23 protein-coding genes are annotated in these 26,138 nt (G+C 73.1%); 17 read left to right on the top strand and 6 right to left on the bottom strand.

The genetic code is table 11. The features are described 5' to 3' along the window. The first annotated feature begins 122 nt into the window (after positions 1 to 122). Complete coding sequence (locus ABT154_RS10735) at positions 123 to 992, top strand: LysR family transcriptional regulator (protein WP_056567144.1); 870 nt, start codon at positions 123 to 125, stop codon at positions 990 to 992. Positions 993 to 1,571: 579 nt separating this feature from the next. Here ABT154_RS10735 and ABT154_RS10745 read toward each other — a convergent pair. The 3 genes from ABT154_RS10745 to ABT154_RS10755 form a co-directional block, all read right to left on the bottom strand. Beyond that, positions 1,572 to 2,306, bottom strand: a complete 735-nt coding sequence (locus tag ABT154_RS10745) for a gamma-glutamyl-gamma-aminobutyrate hydrolase family protein (RefSeq protein ID WP_351855520.1) — start codon at positions 2,304 to 2,306, stop codon at positions 1,572 to 1,574. A 35-nt stretch (positions 2,307 to 2,341) separates the two neighbouring features. After that, entirely contained in the window at positions 2,342 to 3,799 is a 1,458-nt protein-coding gene (gene eat / locus ABT154_RS10750) for an ethanolamine permease (RefSeq protein WP_351855522.1), read from the bottom strand. A 261-nt stretch (positions 3,800 to 4,060) separates the two neighbouring features. Further along, on the bottom strand, positions 4,061 to 4,789 hold the full coding sequence (locus tag ABT154_RS10755) for a FadR/GntR family transcriptional regulator (RefSeq protein ID WP_351855524.1): 729 nt from the start codon (positions 4,787 to 4,789) through the stop codon (positions 4,061 to 4,063). A gap of 90 nt (positions 4,790 to 4,879) precedes the next feature. Between ABT154_RS10755 and ABT154_RS10760 the strand changes: the two genes are divergently transcribed. From ABT154_RS10760 to ABT154_RS10770, 3 genes are read left to right on the top strand one after another with little or no spacing between them, the layout of a single operon-like run. After that, on the top strand, positions 4,880 to 6,244 hold the full coding sequence (locus ABT154_RS10760; RefSeq protein WP_351855527.1) for a glutamine synthetase family protein: 1,365 nt from the start codon (positions 4,880 to 4,882) through the stop codon (positions 6,242 to 6,244). 39 nt (positions 6,245 to 6,283) lie between these two features. Further along, positions 6,284 to 7,639: an aldehyde dehydrogenase family protein gene (locus ABT154_RS10765; protein ID WP_351855530.1), complete on the top strand. Its 1,356-nt coding sequence runs from the start codon at positions 6,284 to 6,286 to the stop codon at positions 7,637 to 7,639. A gap of 6 nt (positions 7,640 to 7,645) precedes the next feature. Further along, positions 7,646 to 8,467 carry a 3-oxoacyl-ACP reductase gene (locus ABT154_RS10770; RefSeq protein WP_351855533.1) on the top strand — a complete coding sequence of 274 codons (822 nt, stop codon included), beginning with the start codon at positions 7,646 to 7,648 and terminating at the stop codon, positions 8,465 to 8,467. A 76-nt stretch (positions 8,468 to 8,543) separates the two neighbouring features. On the opposite strand, the gene ABT154_RS10775 is transcribed toward ABT154_RS10770, so the two are convergent. After that, positions 8,544 to 9,746, bottom strand: a complete 1,203-nt coding sequence (locus ABT154_RS10775; RefSeq protein WP_351855536.1) for an amino acid deaminase/aldolase — start codon at positions 9,744 to 9,746, stop codon at positions 8,544 to 8,546. Positions 9,747 to 10,196: 450 nt separating this feature from the next. Here ABT154_RS10775 and ABT154_RS10780 point away from each other — a divergent pair, with 450 nt between their 5' ends. The 3 genes from ABT154_RS10780 to ABT154_RS10790 all read left to right on the top strand — a co-directional run bounded on the left by ABT154_RS10780 (position 10,197) and on the right by ABT154_RS10790 (position 13,178). After that, on the top strand, positions 10,197 to 11,198 hold the full coding sequence (locus ABT154_RS10780; RefSeq protein WP_351855538.1) for a hypothetical protein: 1,002 nt from the start codon (positions 10,197 to 10,199) through the stop codon (positions 11,196 to 11,198). After that, positions 11,195 to 12,370, top strand: coding sequence for a type VII secretion-associated serine protease mycosin (mycP, locus tag ABT154_RS10785; RefSeq protein WP_351855540.1), 1,176 nt, complete (start codon positions 11,195 to 11,197; stop codon positions 12,368 to 12,370). Before ABT154_RS10780 ends, mycP begins: the two co-directional genes overlap by 4 nt. A 76-nt stretch (positions 12,371 to 12,446) precedes the next feature. Continuing rightward, the gene (locus ABT154_RS10790) at positions 12,447 to 13,178 is read left to right on the top strand and encodes an SseB family protein (protein WP_351855542.1); all 732 of its coding nucleotides are present in this window, start codon (positions 12,447 to 12,449) and stop codon (positions 13,176 to 13,178) included. Between the two features lie 7 nt (positions 13,179 to 13,185). On the opposite strand, the gene ABT154_RS10795 is transcribed toward ABT154_RS10790, so the two are convergent. Continuing rightward, complete coding sequence (locus ABT154_RS10795) at positions 13,186 to 13,572, bottom strand: DUF1844 domain-containing protein (RefSeq protein WP_332434198.1); 387 nt, start codon at positions 13,570 to 13,572, stop codon at positions 13,186 to 13,188. Between the two features lie 287 nt (positions 13,573 to 13,859). Between ABT154_RS10795 and infC the strand changes: the two genes are divergently transcribed. From infC to ABT154_RS10845, 10 genes are all read left to right on the top strand, one after another. Continuing rightward, positions 13,860 to 14,621, top strand: coding sequence for a translation initiation factor IF-3 (gene infC / locus ABT154_RS10800; protein WP_351855544.1), 762 nt, complete (start codon positions 13,860 to 13,862; stop codon positions 14,619 to 14,621). 123 nt (positions 14,622 to 14,744) lie between these two features. Beyond that, a complete protein-coding gene (rpmI, locus tag ABT154_RS10805) occupies positions 14,745 to 14,939 on the top strand; it encodes a 50S ribosomal protein L35 (protein ID WP_073818494.1) in 195 nt (64 codons plus the stop codon). Between the two features lie 106 nt (positions 14,940 to 15,045). Continuing rightward, a complete protein-coding gene (gene rplT, locus ABT154_RS10810; RefSeq protein WP_351855546.1) occupies positions 15,046 to 15,432 on the top strand; it encodes a 50S ribosomal protein L20 in 387 nt (128 codons plus the stop codon). Between the two features lie 174 nt (positions 15,433 to 15,606). Beyond that, a complete protein-coding gene (locus tag ABT154_RS10815; RefSeq protein WP_351855549.1) occupies positions 15,607 to 16,446 on the top strand; it encodes a TrmH family RNA methyltransferase in 840 nt (279 codons plus the stop codon). Between the two features lie 81 nt (positions 16,447 to 16,527). Then, positions 16,528 to 17,760, top strand: a complete 1,233-nt coding sequence (locus ABT154_RS10820) for a sensor histidine kinase (protein WP_351855551.1) — start codon at positions 16,528 to 16,530, stop codon at positions 17,758 to 17,760. Between the two features lie 157 nt (positions 17,761 to 17,917). Beyond that, positions 17,918 to 19,045 carry a phenylalanine--tRNA ligase subunit alpha gene (gene pheS, locus ABT154_RS10825; protein ID WP_351855553.1) on the top strand — a complete coding sequence of 376 codons (1,128 nt, stop codon included), beginning with the start codon at positions 17,918 to 17,920 and terminating at the stop codon, positions 19,043 to 19,045. Then, positions 19,045 to 21,573 (top strand): phenylalanine--tRNA ligase subunit beta, encoded by a 2,529-nt coding sequence (pheT, locus tag ABT154_RS10830; protein WP_351855556.1) that lies wholly within the window; start codon positions 19,045 to 19,047, stop codon positions 21,571 to 21,573. Before pheS ends, pheT begins: the two co-directional genes overlap by 1 nt. Before the next feature lie 277 nt (positions 21,574 to 21,850). Continuing rightward, positions 21,851 to 22,918, top strand: a complete 1,068-nt coding sequence (locus ABT154_RS10835) for a PP2C family protein-serine/threonine phosphatase (protein ID WP_351855559.1) — start codon at positions 21,851 to 21,853, stop codon at positions 22,916 to 22,918. A gap of 328 nt (positions 22,919 to 23,246) precedes the next feature. Beyond that, a complete protein-coding gene (locus ABT154_RS10840) occupies positions 23,247 to 24,587 on the top strand; it encodes an NsdA family TPR-like regulatory protein (RefSeq protein WP_351855562.1) in 1,341 nt (446 codons plus the stop codon). Between the two features lie 62 nt (positions 24,588 to 24,649). After that, positions 24,650 to 25,180 (top strand): NUDIX hydrolase, encoded by a 531-nt coding sequence (locus ABT154_RS10845; RefSeq protein ID WP_351855565.1) that lies wholly within the window; start codon positions 24,650 to 24,652, stop codon positions 25,178 to 25,180. 85 nt (positions 25,181 to 25,265) lie between these two features. On the opposite strand, the gene ABT154_RS10850 is transcribed toward ABT154_RS10845, so the two are convergent. After that, the gene (locus ABT154_RS10850) at positions 25,266 to 26,126 is read right to left on the bottom strand and encodes a 3-hydroxybutyryl-CoA dehydrogenase (protein ID WP_351855568.1); all 861 of its coding nucleotides are present in this window, start codon (positions 26,124 to 26,126) and stop codon (positions 25,266 to 25,268) included. Positions 26,127 to 26,138 lie beyond the last annotated feature (12 nt).

Genomic DNA, 26,138 nt, shown 5'->3' on the forward strand with positions numbered 1-26,138 from the left:
TCGGGCCGCGGCGGGGCGAGTCCGGTGGTCAGGTCGTCCGGGGCTCGCGGGCCGGTGAGGCGTACGGCGGCGAGGTCAAGGCGCAGCTCCACCATCGGGTTCCCGACCTCGGCGCCCTCGAACTGCTCCTCGCCGTCGCCCGGCACGGCAGCCTCGGCGCCGCCGCCCGCGAGGTCGGCATCACCCAGCCCGCCGCCAGCAGCCGCATCCGCTCGATGGAACGACAGCTCGGCGTGGCCCTCGTCGACCGTTCGCCCCGGGGCTCACGGCTCACCGACGCGGGTGCGCTCGTCACCGACTGGGCGCGCCGTATCGTCGAGGCCGCCGAGGCCTTCGACGCCGGCGCCCAGGCCCTGCGCGGGCGGCGGGACTCCCGGCTGCGGGTCGCCGCGTCCATGACGATCGCCGAGTACCTGCTGCCGGGCTGGCTGATCGCGCTGCGCGCAGAGCGCCCCGACACGGCGGTATCGCTCCAGGCGGGCAACTCGGCGGTGGTCGCGGAACGGCTCCTCGGCAACGAGGCGGACATCGGCTTCGTGGAGGGCCTCGCCGTGCCCGAGGGTCTCGACGGCGTGGTCGTCGCCCACGACCGGCTCGCGGTCGTCGCGGCCCCCTCGCACCCGTGGGCCCGCCGCCGGGGCCCGGTGGACCCGGCGGAGCTGGCCGCGACCCCGCTGGTCCTGCGGGAGCGGGGCTCGGGGACCCGACAGGTCCTGGACGCGGCGCTGTCCGCCCACGGCGGCCTCGCGCAGCCGCTCCTGGAACTCGCCTCCACCACCGCGGTGAAGGCCGCCGCCGTCAGCGGCGCAGGGCCGGCCGTCCTCAGCGAACTCGCCATCGCCGAGGAACTGGCCTCGCGGCGGCTGGTAGCCATCCCGGTGGAGGGGGTACTGCTCCGCCGCGACCTGCGGGCCGTCTGGCCGACGGGCCACCGCCCGACGGGCCCGGCCCGCGACCTCCTCTCCTTGACCCGCGCCCGGCCGGCGGGTTGAGGGGCGGCTCGACGGCCCGGCCGGCGGGGTGAGGGGCGACTAGACGACCCGGCCGGAGGGTTGAGGGGCGGCTCGGGAGCCCTGCGCCGAGGGGGGGGGGCGGCGACCCCGGCCGACGGGCTGAGGGCAGCTCGACGCCCTGCCCAGCCGGCCGGCGGACCCGTGATCCAGCCGGGCCGCTGGCCGCCACGGCCACCGCCGCCTTCGCGTCCCGGTCTTCCTGCTCGCCCTGGTCCTCGGCGCCATCGCCATCGACGCCCTGACCGCGTACAGCGCCGGACTCGCTCTCCAGGCCGTGGGCCTGCGCATCCGACGCGACCGGTCCGGTGAGACGGTGTTGACGGCAGGAAGTTGGAGACCAGCAGCCCGTACAGGGTCAGGGCGATGGCGACGGCCCCGTCGAAGAGGACGACGCCGCCCTCGGGGGCATCGACCTCTCCCTCCCGGTCGGCATGGGCGTCTCCGCCGCCCTCTACGCCCTCCGGATGCGGAACGACCACACGGTGCTCGCGGCCCGCGCGGCCGTCTGAGCGGCAAGAGCCGCGCAACGCACGCACGCGCGCGCGTACGCACCCGCCGTCAGGCGCGCCCCACGGCGCCCGACGCCGCCGATGCCACCGGCGCCGACGAGCCCGCCGCTGCCGCCGCCTCGACCAGGCCCCGCATCACCCGCAGGTCCTCGCCCATCTCCGGATGCCACTGGACGCCGAGGACCCAGGCCGGGGCCGCGAGTTCCACCGCCTCCACAGTGCCGTCCTCCGCGTGCGCCGAGGGCGCGAGCCCCGCGCCCAGCCGGTCCACCGCCTGGTGGTGATACGTCGGGACCTCGGCGAGTTCCGGGACCAGCGAGGCGTACCGGGTGCCCGGCACAGGCTTCACCGCGTGCCGGCCGATCACCCCGACCGCCTCCACATGCCCGTCGAGGTGCTGGATCAGCGTCCCGCCCAGGGCCACGTTCAGGAGCTGCATCCCCCGGCAGATGCCGAGCAACGGGGTCCCCGAGGCGAGCGCCGCGTCGATCAGGGCCAGCTCCCAGGAGTCCCGCTCCCTGGCCGGTGGGCCGGTACGGGGGTCGGGCTCGGCCCCGTACCGTACGGGCTCGACGTCCGCACCGCCCGCGACGACCAGCCCGTCGAGCCGGGCCACCACCACCGCCGCGGCCTCCGGCCCGTCCGGGGGCAGCATCACCGCGATCCCCCCGCTCTCCCGCACGAGCCGCGGGTACGGGGCGGGCAGCAGCGCGGCGCGCATGTCCCACACCCCCCAGCGGGCCTGGTCCAGGTAGGTGGTCACGCCGATGAGCGGCTTGGTCACGGGAGTTCCTCCAGGGGTGCGGAGCGTCGGGGGGATCAGTCGCGTTCGAGTTCGGCCTCGGCCGCGGCGAGCGCCGCGAACTCCTCCTCGGGCGCCCTGGCCACCAGATGGTGCCGACTGTAGAACGCGAAGTAGGCCAGGGCGATCACGTACACCCCGAGCGCCATGACCGCCGCCGTCCGGTCCACCAGGAAGGTCGCGACCAGGGCCGACAGGGCCAGTACGAAGGCCACCGAGGAGGTCACGATCCCGCCGGGAGTGCGGTACGGCCGGTGCAGTCCCGGCTCGCGGCGCCGCAGCACGATGTGGGAGAGCGCCATCAGGGCGTAGGAGATGGTGGCGCCGAAGACGGCGATGTTGAGCATCCGGGCCCCGTCGCCGGTCCCGGCGGCCAGCGCGAAGCCGATCGCGCCCGGGATGAGCAGCCCGAGGTACGGCGACTTCCGGCGGCTGGTGAGGGAGAGGAAGCGGGGCAGGTAGCCCGCCCGGGAGAGCGCGAAGAGCTGGCGCGAGCCGGCGTAGATGAGGGAGAAGAAGGAGGCCACCAGACCGGCGAGGCCCGCGTAGTTCACGAAGCGGCTGAGCGCGGTCGGCTCCCCGTCGCCCTGGAGCGCCACGACGAGGGGGTTGCCCGCCTCCTGGACAGCGGCCGCGCCGCGCGCCCCGGTCGCGGCGAAGAAGGTCATCACGGCGAGCAGCACCAGGACGCCCATGGAGATCGCGAGCGCCCTCGGCATCGACCTGACCGGGTCCTTCGCCTCCTCGGCGGCGAGCGGCACGCCCTCGACGCCCAGGAAGAACCACATGCCGAAGGGGAAGGCGGCCCAGATTCCCAGCAGTCCGAACGGCAGCCAGGAGTTGGCGCCGAAGGCCTCACCGTCGACCGGGATGTCGTTCAGGCCGTCCACATGGAAGTCGCTGAGGGCGCCGAGTGCGAAGACGACGAGCGCCGCGACCGCGATGGCCGTCACGACGAGGCTGAAGCGCAGGGCCTCGCCCACGCCCCAGAGGTGGATCCCGATGAACAGTGCGAAGCAGACCAGGTAGACGGGCCAGCCGGACTCCAGGCCGAAGAGGCCGAGGGACTCGACGTAGTCGCCGATGAAGATCGAGATAGCGGCCGGGGCGAGGACGTACTCGATGAGGATCGCGGTCCCGGTGAGGAACCCGCCCCAGGTGCCGAGCGCCCGGCGGGCGAAGCCGTAACCACCGCCCGCGGTGGGCAGGATGGCGGAGAGTTCGGCGAGCGCGAAGACGAGACAGGCGTACATCGCGCCCATCAGGACGGTGGCGACGGCGAGGCCGCCGAAGCCGCCCTTCGACAGGCCGATGTTCCAGCCGGAGAAGTCCCCGGAGACGACGTAGGCGACGCCGAGTCCGGTGAGCAGCAGCCATCCGGCGCTGCCGCGGCGCAGCGCCCGGCGTTCCAGGTAGTCGTCCTTCGGCGGGGTCGTGCCCCCGGGTGTGCTCCCGGTCGTGTCTTCGAGCGTCATGGCAGCGTCAGCTCCCCACAGCGGGCCCAATGGATTGGTCCCATACCTTTGCGGTGGCCGACGGGGGAGCGCAACCCCCGTGCGTTACTTTCGGGTTACGCGCCCGCCGCCGGGCCCACGAGTGCGAGCCCCACGAGCACGGGCACGAGCGCGAGCCCCACGAGCACGGGCCCACGAGCGCGGGCCCCACGAGCGCGGGCCCCACGAGCGCGGGCCCCACGCGCACGGGCCCCACGCGCACGGGCCCCACGCGCGCGTGCCTCAGGTCAGGAAGCCCCGCAGCAGCGCCGCCGTGCCCGAGCAGTGCTCCCGCATCACCTCGCGCGCCGCGTCCGCGTCCCCGTCGAGCACCGCGTCGACCACGGCGGTGTGCTGGTGCTGGGAGTGCTCCAGATTGCGTACGAGGAGGGGGATGCAGTCGAGCAGATCGTTCACGGTCGCCCGCACGGCCGCGTACTGCGCGGTCAGCGTCGGCGAGCCGGACAGCTCGGCGAGCGTGAGGTGGAGCAGGGTGTCCTGGCGGCGGTAATCGGCCAGCGGGGCGTCATGCGTCGCCGCCACGGCGGCCCGCAGCCGCCCGGCGCCCGCCTCGTCGAGACCGTGGGCCGCGCAGAGCCCCGCCGCGCCCACTTCGAGGACCTCACGGAAGCGCAGGGTGTCCTCCATGTCGACCGAGGCGATCCGGCGGCGCAGCTCGTCCTCGTCGGCCGTCTGGACGCGGGGCAGCACGAAGGTGCCGCCGTACCGGCCGCGCCGGCTCTCCACCAGGCCCTGCTCCTGGAGGACCTTGAGCACCTCGCGCAGCGTGACCCGGCTGATCCCCATCCGGTCGGCCAGCTCCCGTTCGGCGGGCAGTCGCTCCCCGCCGGGCACCAGACCGAGCCGTACGACCTGAAGGATCTGCTCCAGGGCCTCCTCGAAGCCGTTGCCCGCCCGCACCGGCCGCAGCACGGGCGTCAACCGGTCCGCCGATTCACTCGTACTGGCCACGTTCTCGTTTCCCCTTCCCGAGGACCTTCCCAAGCAATGGTCTTCCGCAATACCTTATGGCTTCCGGCAGGCCGAAGGAGGAGCAATCCCGTGGCAGACCGCAAACCCCCGCTCGCCGTCGAGGAGCTACGCGCCCTCGTCGCGAGCGGCGAGATCGACACCGTCGTCCTGGCCTTCCCCGACATGCAGGGGCGGCTCCAGGGCAAGCGGTTCGCCGCCCCGTTCTTCCTGGACGAGGTACTCGGCCACGGCACCGAGGGCTGCAACTACCTGCTGGCCGTCGACACCGAGATGAACACCGTCGACGGCTACGCCATGTCCTCCTGGGACCGCGGCTACGGCGACTTCGCGATGCACGCCGACCTCACCACCCTCCGCCGCCTCCCCTGGAACGAGGCCACCGCCATGGTGACGGCGGACCTCGCCTGGGCCGACGGCACCCCCGTCGTCGCCGCACCCCGCCAGGTCCTCCGCCGCCAGCTGGAGCGCCTCGCGGAACACGGCCTGACCGCCCACGTCGGCACCGAACTCGAGTTCATCGTCTTCAAGGACAGCTATGAGCAGGCCTGGGACGCGAACTACCGCGGCCTCACCCCCGCCAACCAGTACAACATCGACTACTCCGTCCTGGGTACCGGACGCATCGAACCCCTGCTGCGCCGCATCCGCAACGAGATGACCGGCGCCGGACTCACCGTCGAGTCCGCCAAGGGCGAGTGCAACCCCGGCCAGCACGAGATCGCCTTCAAGTACGACGAGGCCCTCGTCACCTGCGACCAGCACGCCGTCTACAAGACGGGCGCCAAGGAGATCGCCGCCCAGGAGGGCCACTCGCTCACCTTCATGGCGAAGTACAACGAGCGCGAGGGCAACTCCTGCCACATCCACCTCTCCCTCCAGAACGCCGACGGAGAGAACGTGATGGCCGGGGACGACGAGCACGGCATGTCCGCGACCATGCGGCACTTCCTCGCCGGACAGCTCGCCGCCCTCCGCGACTTCTCCCTCCTCTACGCCCCCAACATCAACTCCTACAAGCGGTTCCAGCCCGGCTCCTTCGCGCCCACCGCCGTCGCCTGGGGCCACGACAACCGCACCTGCTCGCTGCGCGTCGTCGGCCACGGCCGCTCCACCCGCTTCGAGAACCGCCTCCCCGGCGGCGACGTCAACCCGTACCTCGCCGTGGCCGGCCTGGTCGCCGCCGGTCTGCACGGCATCGAGCAGCGGCTGGAACTCCCCCCGCCCTGCACCGGGAACGCCTACACCGCCGAGTACGCGCACGTCCCCACCACCCTGCGCGAGGCCGCCGAACTCTGGGACACCAGCGAGATCGCCAAGGCCGCCTTCGGCGACGAGGTCGTCGCCCACTACCGCAACATGGCCCGCGTCGAACTCGACGCCTTCGACGCCGCCGTGACCGACTGGGAACTGCGCCGTTCCTTCGAACGCCTCTGAGCCCTCGAACGCCGCTGAACCGCCTCTGAGAGGAACGCGTTGCTCCAGGTACTGAACCCGGCGACCGAGGTACTCGTCGCCACCGTCCCCGCCGCCACCCCCGCCGACGTCGACGACGCCGTCGCACGGGCCGCCGCCGCCCAGCGCGGCTGGGCCGCCGCCGCGCCCGCCGACCGGGCCCGGCTGCTCCGCCGCTTCGCCGCCGTCGTCGACGACCACATCGAGGAACTAGCCCGCCTGGAGGTCACCGAGGCCGGCCACACCATCGGCAACGCCCGCTGGGAGGCGGGCAACGTCCGCGACCTGCTCGACTTCGCCGCCGGGGGAGTGGAGCGCCTCAACGGCCGCCAGATCCCGGTGGCCGGCGGCCTCGACCTCACGATCCTCGAACCGCTCGGGGTCGTGGGCGTCATCGCCCCCTGGAACTTCCCCATGCCGATCGCCGCCTGGGCCACCGCACCCGCCCTCGCCGCCGGCAACGCCGTCCTCCTCAAGCCCGCCGAGACCACCCCGCTCACCGCACTGCGGCTCGCCGAACTCGCCCTGGAGGCGGGCCTCCCCGAAGGCCTCTTCCAGGTCCTCCCCGGCACCGGCCCGGTCGCCGGGAACGCCCTCGTGGAACACCCCGGTATCGCCAAGATCGTCTTCACCGGCTCCACCCGCGTCGGAAAGTCGATCATGGCGAAGTGCGCCGACCAGGTGAAGCGGGTCACCCTCGAACTCGGCGGCAAGAGCCCCAACATCGTCTTCGCCGACGCGGACCTGGAGGCCGCCGCGGCGGCGGCGCCGATGTCCTTCCTCGACAACAGCGGGCAGGACTGCTGCGCCCGAACCCGCATCCTCGTCCAGCGGAGCGCGTACGACCGCTTCCTCGCACTCCTCACCCCCGCCATCGAGGAGATCGTCGTCGGCGACCCGCTCGACGAGCGCACCCGGATGGGCCCCCTCATCTCCCGCGCCCAGCTCGACCGCGTCCGCTCCTACGTGACCGACGACCTCGAAGCCATCCGCGGCAAGGCCCCCGAGGGCCCCGGCTTCTGGTTCCCGCCGACCGTCCTCACCGACGTGCCCGAGGACGCGCCCTGCGCCGTCGAGGAGATCTTCGGCCCCGTCGCCGTCGTCCTCCCCTTCGACGACGAGGCCGACGCGATCCGCCTCGCCAACGCCACCGAGTACGGCCTGTCCGGCTCCATCTGGACCCGCGACGTCGGCCGCGCCCTGCGCGCCTCCCGCGCCGTCCGGGCCGGCAACCTCTCCGTCAACTCCCACTCCAGCGTCCGCTACTGGACCCCGTTCGGCGGCTACCGGCAGTCCGGCCTCGGCCGCGAACTGGGCCCCGACGCACTGACCGCCTTCACCGAAACCAAGAACGTCTTCATCAGTACGGAGGCCTGAGCACCCATGACCAGCACCGAAGCGGCCACATCCCCCGAAGGTTCCCCCCAGCCCCCCGCCGTCTGCCGCCGCCTCGTCGGCCGTACCGCCGTCATCACCGGAGCCGGCAGCGGCATCGGCCTCGCCACCGCCCGCCGGCTCGCCTCCGAGGGCGCGAACGTCGTCTGCGGCGACATCGACGAGACGGCCGGCAAGGCCGCCGCCGAAGAGGTCGGCGGCACCTTCGTCCAGGTCGACGTCACCGACCCCGAGCAGGTCGAGGCACTGTTCAAGACCGCCTTCGACACCTACGGCTCCGTCGACATCGCCTTCAACAACGCCGGCATCTCGCCCCCCGAGGACGACTCCATCCTGGAGACCGGTCTGGAGGCCTGGAAGCGCGTCCAGGACGTCAACCTGACCTCCGTGTACCTCTGCTGCAAGGCGGCCCTGCCCTACATGCGCCGCCAGGGCAAGGGGTCCATCATCAACACCGCCTCGTTCGTCGCCGTCATGGGCGCCGCCACGAGCCAGATCTCCTACACCGCCTCCAAGGGCGGCGTGCTCGCCATGTCCCGCGAGCTGGGCGTCCAGTTCGCCCGCGAGGGCATCCGCGTCAACGCCCTCTGCCCCGGGCCGGTCAACACCCCGCTGCTCCAGGAACTGTTCGCCAAGGACCCCGAGCGTGCCGCGCGCCGCCTCGTCCACATCCCCGTCGGCCGCTTCGCCGAGCCCGAGGAGATCGCCGCCGCCGTCGCCTTCCTCGCGAGCGACGACTCCTCCTTCGTCAACGCCAGCGACTTCCTGGTGGACGGCGGCATCGCGGGCGCGTACGTGACGCCGCTCTAGGCCCCACCCGCTGCCCCCCACGCGCGACAGCCGGGCGTCATGAGACGCCCGGCTGTCCGGCGTACCGGCACCTTCTCTAGAGGAAGGTCATGCCCTCGCCGCGGTAGGTGGGCACGGTCGCCGTGACGCGGTCGCCCTCGATCAGACGCAGGTTCTCGAAGCGCTCGCACAGCTCACCGGCCTTCGCGTGCCGGAACCACACCTTGTCGCCGATCCGCAGGTCGTCCGCCGGCGAGCCGAGCAGCGGGGTCTGCACCTCGCCGGGGCCCTCCTGCGGGTCGTACCGCAGACCCTCCGGCAGATACGGGACCGGGAGCCGGTCCGGCCCGGCGACCCCGGACGCCGGGTAACCACCGCCGAGGACGGTCACCACCCCGACGCCCGGACGGCGGACGACGGGCTGCGCGAAGAGCGCGGCCGGCCGGCCGGAGAAGGCGGTGTAATTGTCGAAGAGGCGCGGCACGAACAGCCCCGAACCCGCCGCGATCTCCGTCACCGCGTCCTCGGCGGCCGTGTGCTGCACGCTGCCCGTGCCGCCGCCGTTCACGAACTCCAGGTCCGGCGCCACCGCCCGTACGGCCCGCACCACGGCCGCCCTGCGCTCCGCCAGCTCCCTGCGGGCCGCCGACTGCATCAGCCGGATCGCCCGCGACCGCAGCGGCCGGCCCGCGACCGCGTCACCGACACCCGCGACATGACCCTCGTACGCCATGATCCCGACCAGCCGGAACCCGGGACGCCGCACCACCGAGCGGGCCAGCTCGGCCAGTTCCGCGGGCTCGCGCAGCGGGGAACGACGGGCACCGATCCGCACCCGGCCACCCAGCAGACTCAGCGCGGTGTCCAGCTCCAGACAGACCCGGACCTCCTCCGTCCCGCCCGCGCGGGAGGCGTCGATCAGATCCAGCTGCGCCACGTCGTCGACCATCACGGTCACCGCGGCGGCCAGCTTCGGGTCGTGGGCCAGCTCCCCGAAACCGGAACGGTCCGCGGACGGGTACGCGAGCAGGACGTCCTCGAAACCGGCGCGGGCCAGCCACAGCGACTCGTCGAGGGTGAACGACATGATGCCCGCGAAGCCCTCCCGCGCGAGCACCCGTTCCAGGAGCGCCCGGCAGCGCACGGACTTGCTCGCCACCCGGACCGGCTTTCCGCCGGCCCGGCGTACGAGGTCCGCCGCGTTGGCGTCGAAGGCCTCCAGGTCGACGATCGCCACGGGCGCGTCGAGGTGAGCGGTGGCCCGGTCGTAGCGGGCCCGGTCGGCGGCACGGGGAGTCATGGCCCGAGCTTGCCAGACAGGTTTACGAGTGGGTAGCCCCTGGGTTCCCGAGCCGGAGGGAACAGCCCGTAGAGTGACGGGCATTGTCGACACGAGCGGGGGACGGGGATGACCGGCGAGCACCCCTCCACGCCCTCCCGCATCACGGACGCGCTGCTGCCCGCCGCCGAACCGACGGAGGCGGAGACGACGACAAGACTCCGCGCGATCCGCCCGTCGGAACCGATGGGCACGACGGGCACGGCTCCGCCGCGATCGAATCCGGCTGACGGGGGCCCGACACCGTCCGGCCAGGGGGGTTCGCAGCCTGTTCCGCGTAGGTCGGCGGCATCCGGTGCGGCGGGTGCGCCGCCGTCCGCTCCGCCGCGTCCGGCCTCCCGTCCGGCCGCTGTCGTTCCGCCCCGGCCCACCTCCCGCCCCCTCACCTCTCCCTCCGGCTCCGCCACCCCCATGCCACCCGCCACCGGGCCCGCCACGGGCTCCGCCCACGCCGTCTCCCGTCCGGCGCCCGCCCGTTCCGGTCAGGCCCCCACGCTCTGGGCCCCGCCCGCTCCGGCTCCCGCCCGGCAGGCCACCTCCCCGTACGGCCACACTCACGGCGCTCACGCCGCCCACGGCCCGCACGCCCACCCCACCCGCTTCCCGCTGCCCCCCGAGGCGCCCGTCGAGACCACCACGCGGCTGCGGCCCGTGCCGGAGCGGCGGGTCGGGCGGACCGTCGCCGTCGCCGCCTGCGCCGTCCTCGGCGTCGGACTCATCGGGGGCGCCCTCGCCGGGACCTGGCTGGCCGCCGCCGAGCCCGGTGCGCCCGCCGAGCCCCCCGGGTACGCGGAGGCCAAGGAGCTGTGGCACAACGCCCCCGTCGACAACCTCTTTCCCCGCACCCTCGTCGGCTCCGCCGCCGGCCCCGGCGGCTCGGCCCGCACCTGGACCCGGATCGTCGTCGCCCCGGACGCCGCCTGCTCGCCGGCCGTCCTGGCCAAGGGCCTGCTCGCCGCCCTCAGGCCGCTCGGCTGCGAGCGCGTCCTGCGCGCGACGTACACCGACGCCACCGCCAGCAGTGTCATCACCGTCGGCCTCGTCTTCACCCGCGCCGACGCCACCGCGCAGCGCGCCCTCGGCCCCGGTCTCACCACCCGCCTCGGCGCGGACGTCCCGCCGGCCCTCTCCGGGCCCGGCACCGTCGCGGCCCGCTTCGGCGCCCCGCAGCGCGCCAGCTGGTGGCTGAACGCCCCCGCCGACCTCCCCGTCGTCGTCACCGCCGTCTCCGGCTTCGCCGACGGCCGGCCCGTCGACCGCCCGCAGCCCGCCGAAGCGGCCATGGCCAAGGGCCGTACCGACGCCACCGCGCAGTCCGGCCTGGGCCACGAGGCCAAGGGCATCACCGTCCGGCTCGAGAAGCAGCTGCGCGCGACCGCCGAGGCGATGACGAAGCAGGAGGACGCCAGGTGACCCGTAGCACCCGCCTGCGCGCCCCCGCCGCCGTCCTGCTCGTCACCGCCTTCTCCGTCCTGCCCGCCGTCACCACGCCCGCGTACGCCGACTCCATCCGGGACCGGCAGTGGGGTCTCGAAGCCCTCCACACCACGGAGGCCTGGCGCACCACGAAGGGCGAGGGCATCACGGTCGCCGTCCTCGACACCGGGGTCGACGCCGAGCACCCGGACCTGGAGGGCTCGGTGCTGCCCGGCCGCGACCTCATCGGCTTCGGCGCCGCCAGGGGCGACCGCGCCTGGGCCCGGCACGGCACCGCGATGGCCGGCATCATCGCCGGTCACGGCCACGGCCCCGGCGGCGAGGACGGTGTCCTCGGCATCGCCCCCGACGTCGAGATCCTCCCGGTGCGGGTGATCCTGGAGGGCACCGACAAGGCCCGTGACAAGGCCCGCAAGGCCCGGGGCACGGCCCTCGCCGAGGGCATCCGCTGGGCCGCCGACCACGGCGCCGACGTCATCAACCTCTCCCTCGGCGACGACTCCGAGTCCGCCCACGCCGACGCGGGCGAGGACGCGGCCGTCCAGTACGCCCTGGCGAAGGGCGTCTCGGTCGTCGCCTCCGCCGGCAACGGCGGCGAGAAGGGCGACCACATCTCCTACCCGGCCGCCTACCCCGGCGTCATCGCCGTCGCCGCCGTCGACCGTTACGGCACCCACGCCTCCTTCTCCACCCGCCGCTGGTACGCCACCGTCAGCGCCCCCGGCGTCGACATCGCGATCGCGGACCCCGACCGCCGCTACTACGAGGGCTGGGGCACCAGCGCCGCCGCCGCCTTCGTCTCCGGAGCCGTCGCCCTCGTCCGCGCCGCACACCCCGACCTGACCCCGGCGCAGGTCAAGCGGCTGCTCATCGACACCGCCCGCAGCCGGCCGAAGGGCGGCCGCAGCGACTCCAAGGGGTACGGGACGATCGACCCGGCCGCCGCGATCGCCGCCGGCGGGAAGATCAAGGGCGCCGACCCAAAGGCCGTGAGTTCCGGCTACCGGGGGCGGCACTTCGGCCCCGGACCGCTGCCCCCCGCAGAGGAGAGCCGCCCCATCGGCCTGCTCGCCCCCCTCGCGGGCGGCCTCGGCGCCCTGCTGCTCCTGACCGCCGTCGTCCTGCGGCGCGCGCACCGCAACTCCTGACCACCGAAGCGGCCCCACCGGACCTCCCGAGGACCCGGCGGCCCGGGCCTTCCAGGGGGACCGTTAGGCTCGGTGCGTGGCGCTCAAGAACATTCCGGACCCCGGTTTCTCCGACGACGACGGCACCGCCGACCCGCGGCTCGCCGCGGCCCTCGCGGCCTGGGCGGAGGACAGAACCGCCCACGGCCCCGTCCTGGAGGCCCTGCGCGACGCCCGGCTGCTCGTCCCCGTGGTCGCCGTCCTCGGCGAGGTCGAGACCGACGAGAACGGTCTGCGCCGCGAGAAGACCAGCGACATGGCGGTCCCCACCCTCACGGCCGGCGACCGGCGTGCCCTGCCCGCCTTCACCTCGATCGCCTCGCTCGCCCTGTGGGACCCGGCGGCCCGGCCGGTGGCCGTACCGCTGCCGCAGGCGCTCCAGGCTCTCGCGCACGAGAAGGCGGACACCCTCGTCCTGGACCTCGCGGGCCCGGTGCCGTACCAGCTGGCGGGACCGGCGCTGCTCGCCCTCGCCGAGGGCCGCGCCAGCACCGACCCGCTCGACGACCCCGCCGTACGGGAAGCGGTACGGGCCGCCGTAGCCGCCGAGCCCGCCGTGCTCAGCGCCCACCTGGGTCCGGGCGCGGCCGACGGAACGCTCGCGCTGGTCCTCGACGGGGAGAGCTCCCCGGCGGAGGCCGCCCAGCGCGTCGCCCGCGCCCTGGCGGCCGACGAAACACTGAGGGCCCGCCTGGTGCGGGGCCTCGACCTGGCACTGCTGCCGGCCTCGGCCACCCCTCCGGGCGAGCCCTTCTACGTGAAGCGGTAGGAAACCTCTAGCCGTACACCGGACCGGTGTACTTCTCGCCAGGACCCTGGCCCGGCTCGTCCGGGACCAGGGAGGCCTCGCGGAAGGCGAGCTGGAGGGACTTCAGGCCGTCCCGCAGGGGAGCGGCGTGGAAGGAGGAGACCTCCGTCGCGCCGGCGTCCAGCAGACCCGCGAGGGCGTGCACCAGCTTGCGGGCCTCGTCGAGGTCCTTGTACTTGTCGCCCTCCTCGGTGAGCCCGAGCTTCACCGCGGCGGCGCTCATCAGGTTGACGGCGACGGTCACGATCACCTCGACGGCGGGGACCTCCGCGATGTCGCGGGTCATGGCGTCGAAATCGGGGGACTCGGCGGAGTCGGGGGAGTCCGGGGACTCGTTCTGGGGCGTCTCGCTCATGCCTCATACGATATGCCGGTCCTCGGTTAGCGCCGACCGCCGGGTCCTGCTAACCTTGTGTAACGACCGGCCGGACACCTGTGTGCCCGGCCCACAAGTGGAGGCTCCGTACTCCCACCTGACCACCCTCGCGGGTGGCGGGTCACCGGTCAGGTGGCGCCCATCGTTCCGTACGGACGATTGGAGCCGCCCGATGTGCGCCCCGCGGTAGACCGTGGTGGTGTTCCGGTATTTCTTTGGAGCCCCGCCTGTGTCCCGTCCGGGGCTTTTTTCATGCTCCGGCTCGGTTGGTCTCAGAAAACAGACGTTGCGCGTCCGTCCGCCAGGCGGTCGCGTGGTGCTACCGAGGAGGATCCATCAGCGCCGAGCCCCGCATCAACGACAGGATTCGCGTTCCCGAGGTGCGACTTGTCGGACCCAGCGGCGAGCAGGTCGGGATTGTTCCGCTTGCCAAGGCCCTGGAGCTCGCACAGGAGTACGACCTCGACCTGGTCGAGGTCGCGGCGAACGCCCGTCCGCCCGTGTGCAAGCTCATGGACTACGGGAAGTTCAAGTACGAGTCGGCCATGAAGGCCCGTGAGGCGCGCAAGAACCAGGCGCACACGGTCATCAAGGAGATGAAGCTCCGGCCGAAGATCGACCCGCACGACTATGACACCAAGAAGGGTCACGTCGTCCGGTTCCTCAAGCAGGGCGACAAGGTCAAGATCACGATCATGTTCCGTGGTCGTGAGCAGTCCCGCCCCGAGCTCGGTTTCCGGCTGCTTCAGCGGCTGGCGTCGGACGTCGAGGAGCTTGGCTTCATCGAGTCCAACCCGAAGCAGGACGGCCGGAACATGATCATGGTTCTCGGCCCGCACAAGAAGAAGACCGAGGCCATGGCCGAGGCCCGTGAGGCCCAGGCCGCACGCAAGGCCGAGCGTCAGGGCGTCACCTCCGAGGAGACGTCCGAGGCTCCGGCCGCCGAGGTCGCCGAGACCGAGGCCGCGGAGACCGAGGCCGTCGAGGCCGAGGTCGTCGAGGCTCCGGCCGAGACCCCCGAGGCGTGACCCGGCGGGCTGCCACCCAGGCAGCCCCGGGCCCCGCCCCGAACCACCACACGAAGAATTGACGCTCCCGGACGTCCGGTGCCCGCACCGGGGGGAGCGCCACTGACGAGGAGATACGGCGCGATGCCGAAGAACAAGACGCACTCCGGTGCCAAGAAGCGCTTCAAGGTCACCGGCTCCGGCAAGATCCTGCGCGAGCGCGCCGGCAAGCGCCACCTGCTCGAGCACAAGTCGTCCAAGCTGACCCGCCGCCTCACCGGCACCGCGGAGATGGCCCCGGGCGATGCGGCCAAGATCAAGAAGATGCTGGGCATCTGATCTGATCACCCGCCCCCGGAGACGGGGGCTTCCGGCCAGGTCCGGGACCCATTCGTTTTTCGGGTCGTGTGAGTCCAACCACGACCCCGCTACAAGGAGTTAACAAGTGGCACGCGTCAAGCGGGCAGTCAACGCCCACAAGAAGCGCCGGGCGATCCTCGAGGCGGCCTCCGGCTACCGCGGTCAGCGTTCGCGCCTGTACCGCAAGGCCAAGGAGCAGGTCACCCACTCGCTGGTCTACAACTACAACGACCGCAAGAAGCGCAAGGGCGACTTCCGTCAGCTGTGGATCCAGCGCATCAACGCCGCTGCCCGTCTGAACGGCATGACGTACAACCGCCTCATCCAGGGTCTGAAGGCCGCCAACATCGAGGTGGACCGCAAGATCCTCGCCGAGCTGGCCGTCAACGACGCCAACGCGTTCGCCGCGCTGGTCGAGGTCGCGCAGAAGGCTCTGCCGGCCGACGTCAACGCCCCGAAGGTCGCCGCCTGATCTTCCAGGCCGCAGTACCTCTGCCCCGGACCCGCAGGCGCGCTCGCGTCGGCGGGTCCGGGTGCGTCCGCCCCCTGACGCACGCACCGGACCCCGACGTCCCCGGCCCCCTGCGGTCACGACGTCCCCGGACCCCGAAGCCACCCGGCCCCGAAGAGAGAACCGCCGCACCTCATGGTCACCCCCGAGCTGATCTCCCCGCGTTCCCCGCGCGTCGTCGCCGCCCGGCGGCTCGCCAAGCGCAACTTCCGGGGCAAGGACCGCCTCTTCATCGCCGAGGGCCCGCAGGCCGTCCGCGAGGCCGTCGAGCACCGCGGCTCCACCGGTGAGCCCACCCTCGTCGAGCTCTTCACCACCGTCGAGGCCGCCGAGCGCTACGGCGCCATCGTCGAGGCCGCCCGCGCCGCCGGCGCCCGCGTCCACTACGCCGCCGACACCGTCCTCGCCGAGGTCTCCCAGACCGTCACCCCGCAAGGGCTCGTCGGCGTCTGCCGGTTCCTCGACTCGCCGTTCGAGGAGATCATCGCGGCCCGGCCCAAGCTGGTGGCCGTCCTCGCCCACGTACGCGACCCCGGGAACGCCGGCACGGTGCTGCGCTGCGCCGACGCGGCCGGCGCCGACGCCGTCGTCCTCACCGACGCCTCCGTCGACCTCTACAACCCCAAGTCCGTACGCGCCTCCGTCGGCTCCCTCTTCCACCTGCCGGTCGCCGTCGGCGTGCCCGTCGAGCAGGCCGTCGCCGGACTGAAGGGCGCGGGCGTGCGCGTCCTCGCCGCCGACGGGGCGGGCGAGGACGACCTCGACGCGGAGCTGGACGCCGGCACCATGGGCGGCCCGACGGCCTGGATCTTCGGCAACGAGGCCTGGGGGCTGCCCGAGGAGACCAGGGCCCTCGCCGACGCCGTCGTCCGCGTCCCCATCCACGGCAAGGCCGAGAGCCTCAACCTCGCCACCGCCGCCGCGGTCTGCCTGTACGCCTCCGCCCGCGCACAGCGTCCCCGAACCTCCACCTGAGGGGTCCATTCCGCCCCTCACGCCCAGTAGAGTGACGCACTCGGGGGCCCACTGCGCTACACGGAGGGGTGGGATACGGGGATGACGGTCGGCACGGACAGTCCCGCACAGGCACGGAGCGCCGCGCCGCACGCCCCGGAACAGCCGGGAGCCCCCGAACCACCGGGCTCTCCAGGGCCGCCGGGCGTACCGGAGCCGCAGCACGCCGCGGAACCGCCCGGTACCTCGCAGCCGCCGAGTGCGGCCGAGGCCCCGGGATTCGCCGGAGTCCACCCCGACGACCTGCCCGACGGTCTCGTCGTCGCCGACGAGACCGGCCGCGTCGTCTGCTTCAACGCCGCCGCCCGGCGCATCACCGCCGTCCCCGGCGAGCGAGCCCTCGGCCTCCCGCTCGACCAGGCCCTGCCGCTCGAAGACCTCAAGGGCCACCGCTGGTGGGCCCTGACCGACCCCTACGGGGGGCTCGCCACCCGGCGCGGCCAGCCCGAGCGCAATCTGCTGCTGCCCGGCGGACGAGAGGTCCTCGTCTCCGCCACGTACATCCGCGAACACCCCACGGGACCCGTGCGCCGGGTCGTGGTCTCGCTGCGCGGCACCGAGGCCCGCCGCCGCACCGAGCGCAGCCACGCCGAACTCATCGCCACCGTCGCCCACGAACTGCGCTCCCCGCTCACCTCCGTCAAGGGCTTCACCGCCACCCTGCTCGGCAAGTGGGAGCGGTTCAACGACGAGCAGAAGCGGCTGATGCTGGAGACCGTCGACGCCGACGCGGGACGCATCAAGCGGCTCATCGCGGAACTCCTCGACATCTCCCGGATCGACTCGGGACGGCTCGAAGTGCGCCGCCAGCCCGTCGACATCGCCGCCGCCGTCGGCCGCCACGTCCAGGTGCACACCACGGCCGGCCAGTCCCCGGACCGCTTCTTCGTACGGATCAGGCCGGGACTGCCCGCGCTCTGGGCCGATCCCGACAAGATCGACCAGATCCTCGGCAACCTCCTGGAAAATGCGGTGCGCCACGGCGACGGAACCGTCACCATCGAGGTGGCACCCGCCACGACGTGCGACGACGGTGAAGAGGGGACGGAGGTCACCGTGAGCGACGAGGGCCCCGGCATCCCCGAGGAGTCGATGAACCGCGTCTTCACCCGCTTCTGGCGGGGCAGCAAGCGCGGTGGCACCGGGCTCGGCCTCTACATCGTCAAGGGCGTCGTCGAGGCCCACGGCGGCACCATCACCGTCGGCAGGGGCCCCCGCGGCGGGGCCGAGTTCCGATTTATCCTGCCCGTCGGCACCCCGGCCCACCTTCTCTGACGTCTCAGCAGGCGAGACCGCACGAGATCACGAGCCGCCCGGCCTGCCCACGGGCTCATTCGCGTCCCCGCGCCCCGTTAGACTCGTCCTTTGGCACGTTTGCGCCCTTGACGTCGAGCGGGGCCGCCCAGCCAAGCCAACGGAAGCACGGGAAGAGATGTCCGCACCCAATAAGTCGTACGACCCGGTTGAGGTCGAGGCACTGAAACCGGAAGAGATCGAGCGCATGCGGGACGAGGCGCTCGCCGCCTTCGCCGCCGCGGGCGACCTCGACGCGCTCGCGCAGTCGAAGACCGCGCACACCGGTGGCACCTCGCCGCTGGCGCTCGCCAACCGGGAGATCGGCGCCCTGCCCCCGCAGGCCAAGGCCGCCGCCGGCAAGATCGTGGGCCAGGCCCGCGGCGCCGTCTCCAAGGCGCTCGCCGCCCGGCAGACCGAGCTGGAGGCCGAGCGCGACGCGCGCGTCCTCGTCGAGGAGGCCGTCGACGTCACCCTGCCGTACGACCGCGTCCCGGCCGGTGCCCGACACCCGCTGACCACGCTCATGGAGCGCGTCTCCGACGTCTTCGTCTCCATGGGGTACGAGGTCGCAGAGGGCCCCGAGGTCGAGGCGGAGTGGTTCAACTTCGACGCCCTCAACTTCGTCCCGGACCACCCGGCGCGCCAGATGCAGGACACCTTCTTCGTCGAGGGGCCGGCCGGCACCACGGGCGACGAGTCCGGTGTCGTGCTGCGCACCCACACCTCGCCGGTCCAGGCCCGCACGCTCATCGACCGGGAGCCCCCGGTCTACGTCGTGTGCCCCGGCCGCGTCTACCGCACCGACGAGCTCGACGCCACGCACACCCCGGTCTTCCACCAGATCGAGCTGCTCGCCGTCGACGAGGGCCTGACCATGGCCGACCTCAAGGGCACCCTGGACCACATGGTCCAGGCGCTCTTCGGCCCGGACATGAAGACCCGGCTCCGCCCGAACTTCTTCCCGTTCACCGAGCCGTCGGCAGAGATGGACATGCTCTGCTACGTCTGCCGCGGCGAGTCCGTCGGCAACCCGGACCGCCCCTGCCGCACCTGCGGCAGCGAGGGCTGGATCGAGCTGGGCGGCTGCGGCATGGTCAACCCGAAGGTGCTCGTCGCCTGCGGTGTGGACCCCGAGAAGTACAGCGGATTCGCCTTCGGGTTCGGCATCGAACGGATGCTGATGTTCCGCCACAACGTCGACGACATGCGAGACATGGTCGAGGGTGACGTCCGGTTCACCCGGCCGTTCGGGATGGAGATCTGATGCGGGTCCCGCTTTCTTGGCTGCGGGAGTACGTCGACCTGCCGGTGACGGAGACCGGCCGAGACGTCCAGGCCAAACTCGTCTCCGCGGGCCTCGAGGTCGAGACCGTCGAGAAGCTCGGCGCCGGCCTCACCGGCCCGCTGGCGGTCGGCAAGGTCCTCACCATCGAGGAGCTGACGGAGTTCAAGAAGCCCATCCGCTTCTGCACCGTCGACGTCGGCCAGGCCAACGGCACCGGCGAGCCCCAGGAGATCATCTGCGGCGCCCGGAACTTCGCCGTCGGCGACAAGGTCGTCGTGGCCCTGCCCGGCGCCGTGCTCCCCGGTGACTTCCGGATCGCCGAGCGCAAGACCTACGGCCGCGTCTCCCGGGGCATGATCTGCTCCGGCGACGAGCTCGGCATGGGCGACGACGGCACGCACGGCATCATCGTGCTGCCGCCGGAGCACGAGATCGGCACCGACGCCACGGTCCTCCTGGAGCTGTTCGACGAGGTCCTCGACATCGCCGTCACCCCGGACCGCGGCTACTGCCTCTCGATGCGCGGCGTCGCCCGCGAGACGGCCACCGCCTACGGGCTGCCGCTGCGCGACCCGGCGCTCCTCGACGTGCCCGCGCCCAACTCGTACGGCTACCCGGTCCAGGTCACCGACCCGATCGGCTGCGACCGCTTCACCGCGCGCACCGTCGTCGGCCTGGCCCCCGAGGCCCGCTCCCCGATCTGGCTGCAGCGCCGCCTCCAGAAGGCCGGGATGCGCCCGATCTCGCTGGCCGTGGACGTCACCAACTACGTGATGCTGGAACTCGGTCAGCCGCTGCACGCCTACGACCGCAGCCGGCTCGACGGCCCCATCGGGGTCCGCCGCGCCGAGGCCGGCGAGAAGATCACCACGCTCGACGGCACCGTGCGCGTCCTGGACGCCGCGGACCTGGTCATCACCGACAACCGCGGCCCGATCGGCATCGCGGGCGTCATGGGCGGTGCCCACACCGAGATCGCCGACCCCGAGACCGACCCCGAGACCGGCTACATCACCGGTACCTCCGAGGTCGTCATCGAGGCCGCGCACTTCGACCCGATCTCGATCGCCCGCACGGCCCGCCGTCACAAGCTGTCCTCCGAGGCGTCCAAGCGCTTCGAGCGGGGCGTCGACCCGCAGGCGGCGGCCGCCGCCGCGCAGCGCACCGTCGACCTGCTCGTGCTGCTCGCGGGCGGTACGGCCGAGGCCGGCGTCACCGAGATCAGCGCCCCGTCCGCGCCGCGCACGATCACCCTGCCGGCGAACCACCCGGACAAGGTCGCGGGCGTCGACTACGGCCGCGAGACCGTCGTCCGCCGCCTCCAGGAGGTCGGCTGCGACGTCTACGGGCAGGACGAGCTCATCGTCACCGTGCCCTCGTGGCGCCCCGACCTCAACGAGCCGAACGACCTCGCCGAAGAGGTCATCCGGCTGGAGGGCTACGAGAACCTGCCCTCCACGCTGCCCAAGCCCCCGGCCGGCCGCGGGCTCACCGAGCGCCAGCGCACCCACCGCCGGGTGGGCCGCGCCCTCGCCGGCGCCGGTTACGTCGAGGCGCTGAACTACCCGTTCATCGGCGAGCAGGCCCTCGACCACCTCGGCCTCGACGCGGACGACGCCCGTCGCCGCCTCGTGAAGCTGGTCAACCCGCTCTCGGACGAGGAGCCCGCGCTCCGTACGACGCTGCTCCCGGGCCTGCTCGGCGCGCTCCGCCGCAACGACAGCCGCGGCAGCCACGACCTGGCGCTCTTCGAGACGGGTCTGGTCTTCCGGCCCGAGGGCGCCCCCGGCGTCGCCGTCCGTCTGGGCGTCGACCGCCGTCCGACCGACGAGGAGATCGCCGAGGTCAACGCCGCGCTGCCCGCGCAGCCGCGCCACGCCGCCGTCGTTCTCGCCGGTGCGCGCGAGCAGGCCGGCTGGTGGGGCAAGGGCCGCCCGTCCGACTGGGCGGACGCGATCGAGGCCGGCCGGACCGTGGCCGCCGAGGCCGGGGTCGAGCTGATCGTCAGCGCCGACCTGCACGCCCCGTGGCACCCCGGCCGCTGCGCCGCGTTCCACGTCGAGGTGGACGGCGAGAAGGTCCTCGTCGGTCACGCCGGCGAGCTCCACCCGCGCGTGGTCAAGGCCTTCGGCCTGCCGGCCCGCACCTGCGCGATGGAGATCGACCTGGACCTCCTGGAGAAGGCGAACGAGGGCCCGCTCAAGGCCCCCCGTATCTCCTCCTTCCCGGTCGCCACCCAGGACGTCGCCCTGGTCGTCGCGGGCGGTGTCCCGGCCGCCGAGGTCGAGGCCGCCCTCCGTGAGGGCGCGGGTGAACTCCTGGAGTCCGTCCGGCTGTTCGACGTCTACACCGGCGACCAGCTCGACGAGGGCACCAAGTCCCTGGCGTACGCCCTGAGGTTCCGCGCCCCGGACCGCACCCTCACGGTCGACGAGGCCACGGCCGCCCGGGACGCGGCCGTCGCCCTGGCGACCGAGCGCACCGGCGCCACCCTGCGCGGAGCCTGACCCGCGAGTACGACACGACGGAGGGCCGCCCCGGGAATCCCCGGGGCGGCCCTCCGCCATTTCCGGCACGCACCTACGGCCGGGCGTGGCACGCCTGTTCGCGTGGCGGAGCCCTGGCGGAGGGCGGCGGGGCGGGGGCGCTCACTCCTTCGGGTGAGATCGTCGGGGGGTGTTCCGTGGTGGGGTGCGCGGTCGGCAGAATCGACGCGGCCGCAGGGGCGGACACCTGTGGGCCGCAGGGCCTTCGGGCGCTGTCGGGGCTCGGGAAGGGCCGTGCATGATCCGTACGAGGTCGTTGGTCTCCGATGGCTCCCGGCTCCGCCGGCTGGCCCCGCTCGTTCTTCCCACCGCATGGGGTGCGGTGGCCGTGGCCTGGAAGTTCGGCTGTCCGCTGGCCCGTCAGCCGGGGCTGCCCATGCGGATCGCCACCAGCGTCGTGTTCCTCACCGTCGGCATCGGGCTGGTCCTCGGACTCCGCTGGGGGCTGGTGCGCGAGCTGGCCCGGGTGCGGGCCGTCGCGGTCGCCACGCAGCGGGTCCTGCTGCGTCCGCCGCCCGCCCGGATCGACGGACTCACCCTGGCCGCAGGGCAGTTGTCCGCCTCCCGGGGTGCCTCCGTCGGCGGGGACCTGTACGAGGCGGTCGCCACCTCCTACGGGGTGCGGATGGTCATCGGGGACGTACGGGGCCACGGGCTCGCCGCACTCGGCGCGGTGGTCGCCGTGCTCGGGAGCTTCCGCGAGGCCGCGCACGACGAACCCGGCCTCGACGGGGTGCTGCGCCGACTGGAACGGGCCCTGGAGCGGCACCTCCGCGAGCGGGCCGGGGACGAGCACCCGGCGCGCTCCGGGACGGCGCCGGAGCATCCCGTGGCGGAGGAGTTCGTGACGCTGCTGCTCCTGGAGATCGGGCCCGACGGACGCCTCTCGGTCCTGAACTGCGGCCATCCCGGCCCGTACCGCGTCGGGCGGACGGTGGAGCGGCTCGCGCTCGGCGAACCCCTGCCCCCGCTCGGTGTCCTGCCGCTGCCCGCCGTGCTCACCCCGTTCACCGGGGCCCGGCTGCTGCCCGGCGAGACGCTGGTCCTCCACACCGACGGCGCGGAGGAGGCCCGTGACCAGCGCGGCCGGTTCTTCGCGTTGGACACCGCCCTGGCCTGCACGCCCGGCGAGGCGCCCGCCGCCCTCGTGCACCGGGTCCACACGGCCCTGCTGCACCACACGGGCGGCCGGCTCACGGACGACATCGCCCTGCTCGTCGTACGCAACGACCGCGTCCGGGTACCGGCGCAGCCCGCCGAACCCGGGCTGCGCCGCCCCCGGCCCGCCCCCTCCTCCCACTGCTGAGCGGAGGGGGCCGGGGCCGGCGTCGCCCGCCCCGCCACGGAGTGTCGGGCAGATCAGCGGGGCGGGCGACGCGGACCGGGCGGCCGCACTGTACGAGGGGGAGCCGGCGGCCCGGTCGTCGCCTTGCGGCGAGATGCACAGTCAAGCGGTACGGGGACGAGCGCGGCAGAGTACGCGGACGGGAAGAACGAGTACTTGGTTCACACCCCGTGCGAAACCACCCGAAGCGATGCAGACCCGAGGCGCGCCTTCCTCACTGGTACGGCCCGTACGAATTCAGCCACCGCTACGCTGAGTTCACCGAGCGACCGGAGTGACCGGAGCGGCCATGCAGCCCAACACCTTGCTCGACGCCCTGCTCGACGAAGCGGGCGTCTCGAACGCCGGACTCGCCGCCCATGTGAACCGGGCCGGCCGGTCCAGGGGCCTCGCCCTGCGTTACGAACACACCGCCGTGGCCCGCTGGCTGAAGGGCCAGCGGCCACGCGGCCAGGTGCCCGACCTGATCTGCGAGGTGCTGGCCGCCCGGCTGCACCGGCAGGTGACCCTGGACGACATCGGCTTCGGGGTGCCGGGCGGACCGCTGCCGGCAGTCGGCTCGCCGCTGTCCGGTTTCGTGGAGCGGGCGGCAGCGCTGTGGCGCTCCGACGAACAGCAGCGGCCGCACATAGTGGGTGCGCCCGCAGTGACCGGCACCCCGGCGGTGATGCCGGTGTGGGAGTGGGAGAACCCGCCGGAGGACATGGACGTGTCCCGGGTCGGGCGGACCTCGGTCTCGGAGGTCGACATCGCCGTGCTGAGAGCGGCCCGCTCCCATTACGAGCAGATGTACCGCAAGGCCGGGGGCATCGCGACCCGGGCCCGGATCGTCGGCTTCCTCACCACCGAGACCGCGCCGCTGCTGCGGGGTTCGTACAGCGACGCGCTCGGGCGCAGACTGCACCGGGCCACCGGTGGTCTCGTCGCGGTGGCGGGCATCTGCGCCTACGACGCGGACGCCCACGGGCTCGCCCAGCGCTACTTCCACCAGGCGCTGCGGCTCGCGAAGGCGAGCGGCGACCGGGGCCTCGGCGCCTATGTGATCGCGCTGCTCGTCAACCAGTCGCTGTTCATGGGGGAGTACCGGCAGGCGGTGGCCTTCGCGGAGGCGGCTCTCCGGGCGGCGGGGCGGCAGATCTCCCCGGCGCTCGCCGCCGATCTGACGGCGATGCAGGCGAAGGCGTACGCGCGTCTGGGCGACGGCGTCGCCGCGCTGGCCTGCATCCGGCGGGCCGAGACGGCGGCGGAGCGGATCACTCCGGGCGAGGAGCCGGCCGAGACGGGCTATGTCCAGCCGGGGTTCGTCAACGTCCAGGTCGCCGAGGCACTCCTCGGTCTGGGGGATCTCTCCGCCGCCCACGAGCACGCCTCGACGGCGGTGGGGACGCCCTCGCACGACCGGGGCCGGGTGCACCGGCTCGCCATGCTCTGCCAGATCCAGCTGTGCCAGGGGGAGTCGGACGCGGCGGCCCGTACGGCGGTCGAGATGACGGAGCGGGCGCGGGGGATGGAGTCGCGGCGGCTGCGGGACCGGCTGCACCAGGTCCGGGCGCGGCTGCTGACGAGTGGCGGAGGCGAGGCCCGGGAGGCGGCGGCTCTCATCGACGGGACGCTGCGCGTTCCCCTGTGAGGGCCGAACTGCTGCGATATTGCCACCAAACAAGCACCGACCAGTCGGAAGGTGGCAAAAACGTGCAGTGGACGAAACTGAGCGAACGCTCGGTGTATGAGAATCGCTGGTTCCAAGTGAACCTCGCGGACGTCGAACTCCCGGACGGCCGCCGCCTCGACCACTATCTGATCCGGCTCCGTCCGGTCGCCGTCGCCACGGCGGTCAACGACGCCGACGAAGTCCTGATGCTCTGGCGCCACCGCTTCATCACCGACAGCTGGGGCTGGGAACTGGCCGCCGGTGTCGTCGAGGACGGGGAGGACGTCGAGACGGCCGCCGCCCGCGAGATGGAGGAGGAGACCGGCTGGCGGCCGGGGCCGCTGCGCCATCTCCTCACCGTCGAACCGTCCAACGGCCTCACCGACGCCCGGCACCATCTGTACTGGTCCGAGGAGGCCACGTACACCGGACCGCCGCAGGACGACTTCGAGTCCTCGCGGCGGGCCTGGGTCCCGCTCAAACAGGTCCCGGACATGATCACCCGGGGCGAGATCCCGGCCGCCAACATGGCCGCCGGACTGCTGATGCTCCACCATCTGCGGCTCGGCTGACGTCCAGTGGCCCGCAGACGCCGGACGGCCCGTACCTGTGCGGGTGTACGGGCCGTCCGGACGGGCGCGGAGCGCCGGGGGAGGATCAGGGGTACGGGTAGAAGCCCGAGCCCGTCTTCCGGCCGAGCCGGCCCGCGTCCACCATGCGCTGGAGCAGCGGGGGAGCGGCGTACAGCGGCTCCTTGAACTCGGCGTACATCGAGTCGGCGATCGAGGCGATCGTGTCCAGACCGATGAGGTCCGAGAGCTTCAGCGGGCCCATCGGGTGGGCGCAGCCGAACTCCATGCCGTTGTCGATGTCGTCGCGGCTGGCGATGCCCGACTCGAACATCCGGATCGCGGAGAGCAGGTACGGCACCAGCAGCGCGTTGACCACGAAGCCGGAACGGTCCTGCGCGCGGATCGCGTGCTTGCCGAGCGCCTTCTCGGCGAAGGCCTGCGCCCGGCTGATCGTGCCCTCGGAGGTGGTGAGGGCCGGGATCAGCTCGACGAGCTTCTGCACCGGGGCCGGGTTGAAGAAGTGGATGCCGATGACCTGGTCGGGGCGGGAGGTCGCCACGGCCAGCTTGACCAGCGGGATGGAGGAGGTGTTCGAGGCCAGGATGGCGTCCGGGCGGGTCATCACCTGGTCGAGGATCTGGAAGATCTCGGTCTTGACCTGCTCGTTCTCCACGACCGCCTCGATGACGAGGTCACGGTCGGCGAACTCGCCGAGGTCGGTGGTGAAGCTGAGCCGCGCGAGCGTCGCGTCCCGCTCCTCCTCGCTGATCTTGCCGCGTTCGGCGGCCTTGGCCAGCGAGTTGTAGAGCCGTGTGCGGCCGATCTCCAGCGCCTCGCCGGTGGTCTCGGCGACCTTCACCTCAAGGCCGCTCCGGGCACACACCTCTGCGATGCCCGCGCCCATCTGGCCGCAGCCCACCACTCCGACGCGCTCAATGTCGGCCATGGAGTCCGTCAC

Origin of the sequence: Streptomyces sp. NPDC001728 (assembly GCF_040297565.1) — a bacterium.
GTDB lineage: Bacteria > Actinomycetota > Actinomycetes > Streptomycetales > Streptomycetaceae > Streptomyces.

Bases quoted from the DNA above. Each gene is read 5' to 3' on its own strand.
- eat (WP_351855522.1), bottom strand. From the start codon at position 3,799: ATGACGCTCGAAGACACGACCGGGAGCACACCCGGGGGCACGACCCCG.
- ABT154_RS10770 (WP_351855533.1), top strand. From the start codon at position 7,646: ATGACCAGCACCGAAGCGGCCACATCCCCCGAAGGTTCCCCCCAGCCC.
- ABT154_RS10775 (WP_351855536.1), bottom strand. From the start codon at position 9,746: ATGACTCCCCGTGCCGCCGACCGGGCCCGCTACGACCGGGCCACCGCT.
- ABT154_RS10780 (WP_351855538.1), top strand. From the start codon at position 10,197: ATGCCACCCGCCACCGGGCCCGCCACGGGCTCCGCCCACGCCGTCTCC.
- ABT154_RS10795 (WP_332434198.1), bottom strand. From the start codon at position 13,572: ATGAGCGAGACGCCCCAGAACGAGTCCCCGGACTCCCCCGACTCCGCC.
- rpmI (WP_073818494.1), top strand. From the start codon at position 14,745: ATGCCGAAGAACAAGACGCACTCCGGTGCCAAGAAGCGCTTCAAGGTC.
- ABT154_RS10815 (WP_351855549.1), top strand. From the start codon at position 15,607: ATGGTCACCCCCGAGCTGATCTCCCCGCGTTCCCCGCGCGTCGTCGCC.
- ABT154_RS10820 (WP_351855551.1), top strand. From the start codon at position 16,528: ATGACGGTCGGCACGGACAGTCCCGCACAGGCACGGAGCGCCGCGCCG.
- pheS (WP_351855553.1), top strand. From the start codon at position 17,918: ATGTCCGCACCCAATAAGTCGTACGACCCGGTTGAGGTCGAGGCACTG.
- pheT (WP_351855556.1), top strand. From the start codon at position 19,045: ATGCGGGTCCCGCTTTCTTGGCTGCGGGAGTACGTCGACCTGCCGGTG.
- ABT154_RS10835 (WP_351855559.1), top strand. From the start codon at position 21,851: ATGATCCGTACGAGGTCGTTGGTCTCCGATGGCTCCCGGCTCCGCCGG.
- ABT154_RS10840 (WP_351855562.1), top strand. From the start codon at position 23,247: ATGCAGCCCAACACCTTGCTCGACGCCCTGCTCGACGAAGCGGGCGTC.
- ABT154_RS10850 (WP_351855568.1), bottom strand. From the start codon at position 26,126: ATGGCCGACATTGAGCGCGTCGGAGTGGTGGGCTGCGGCCAGATGGGC.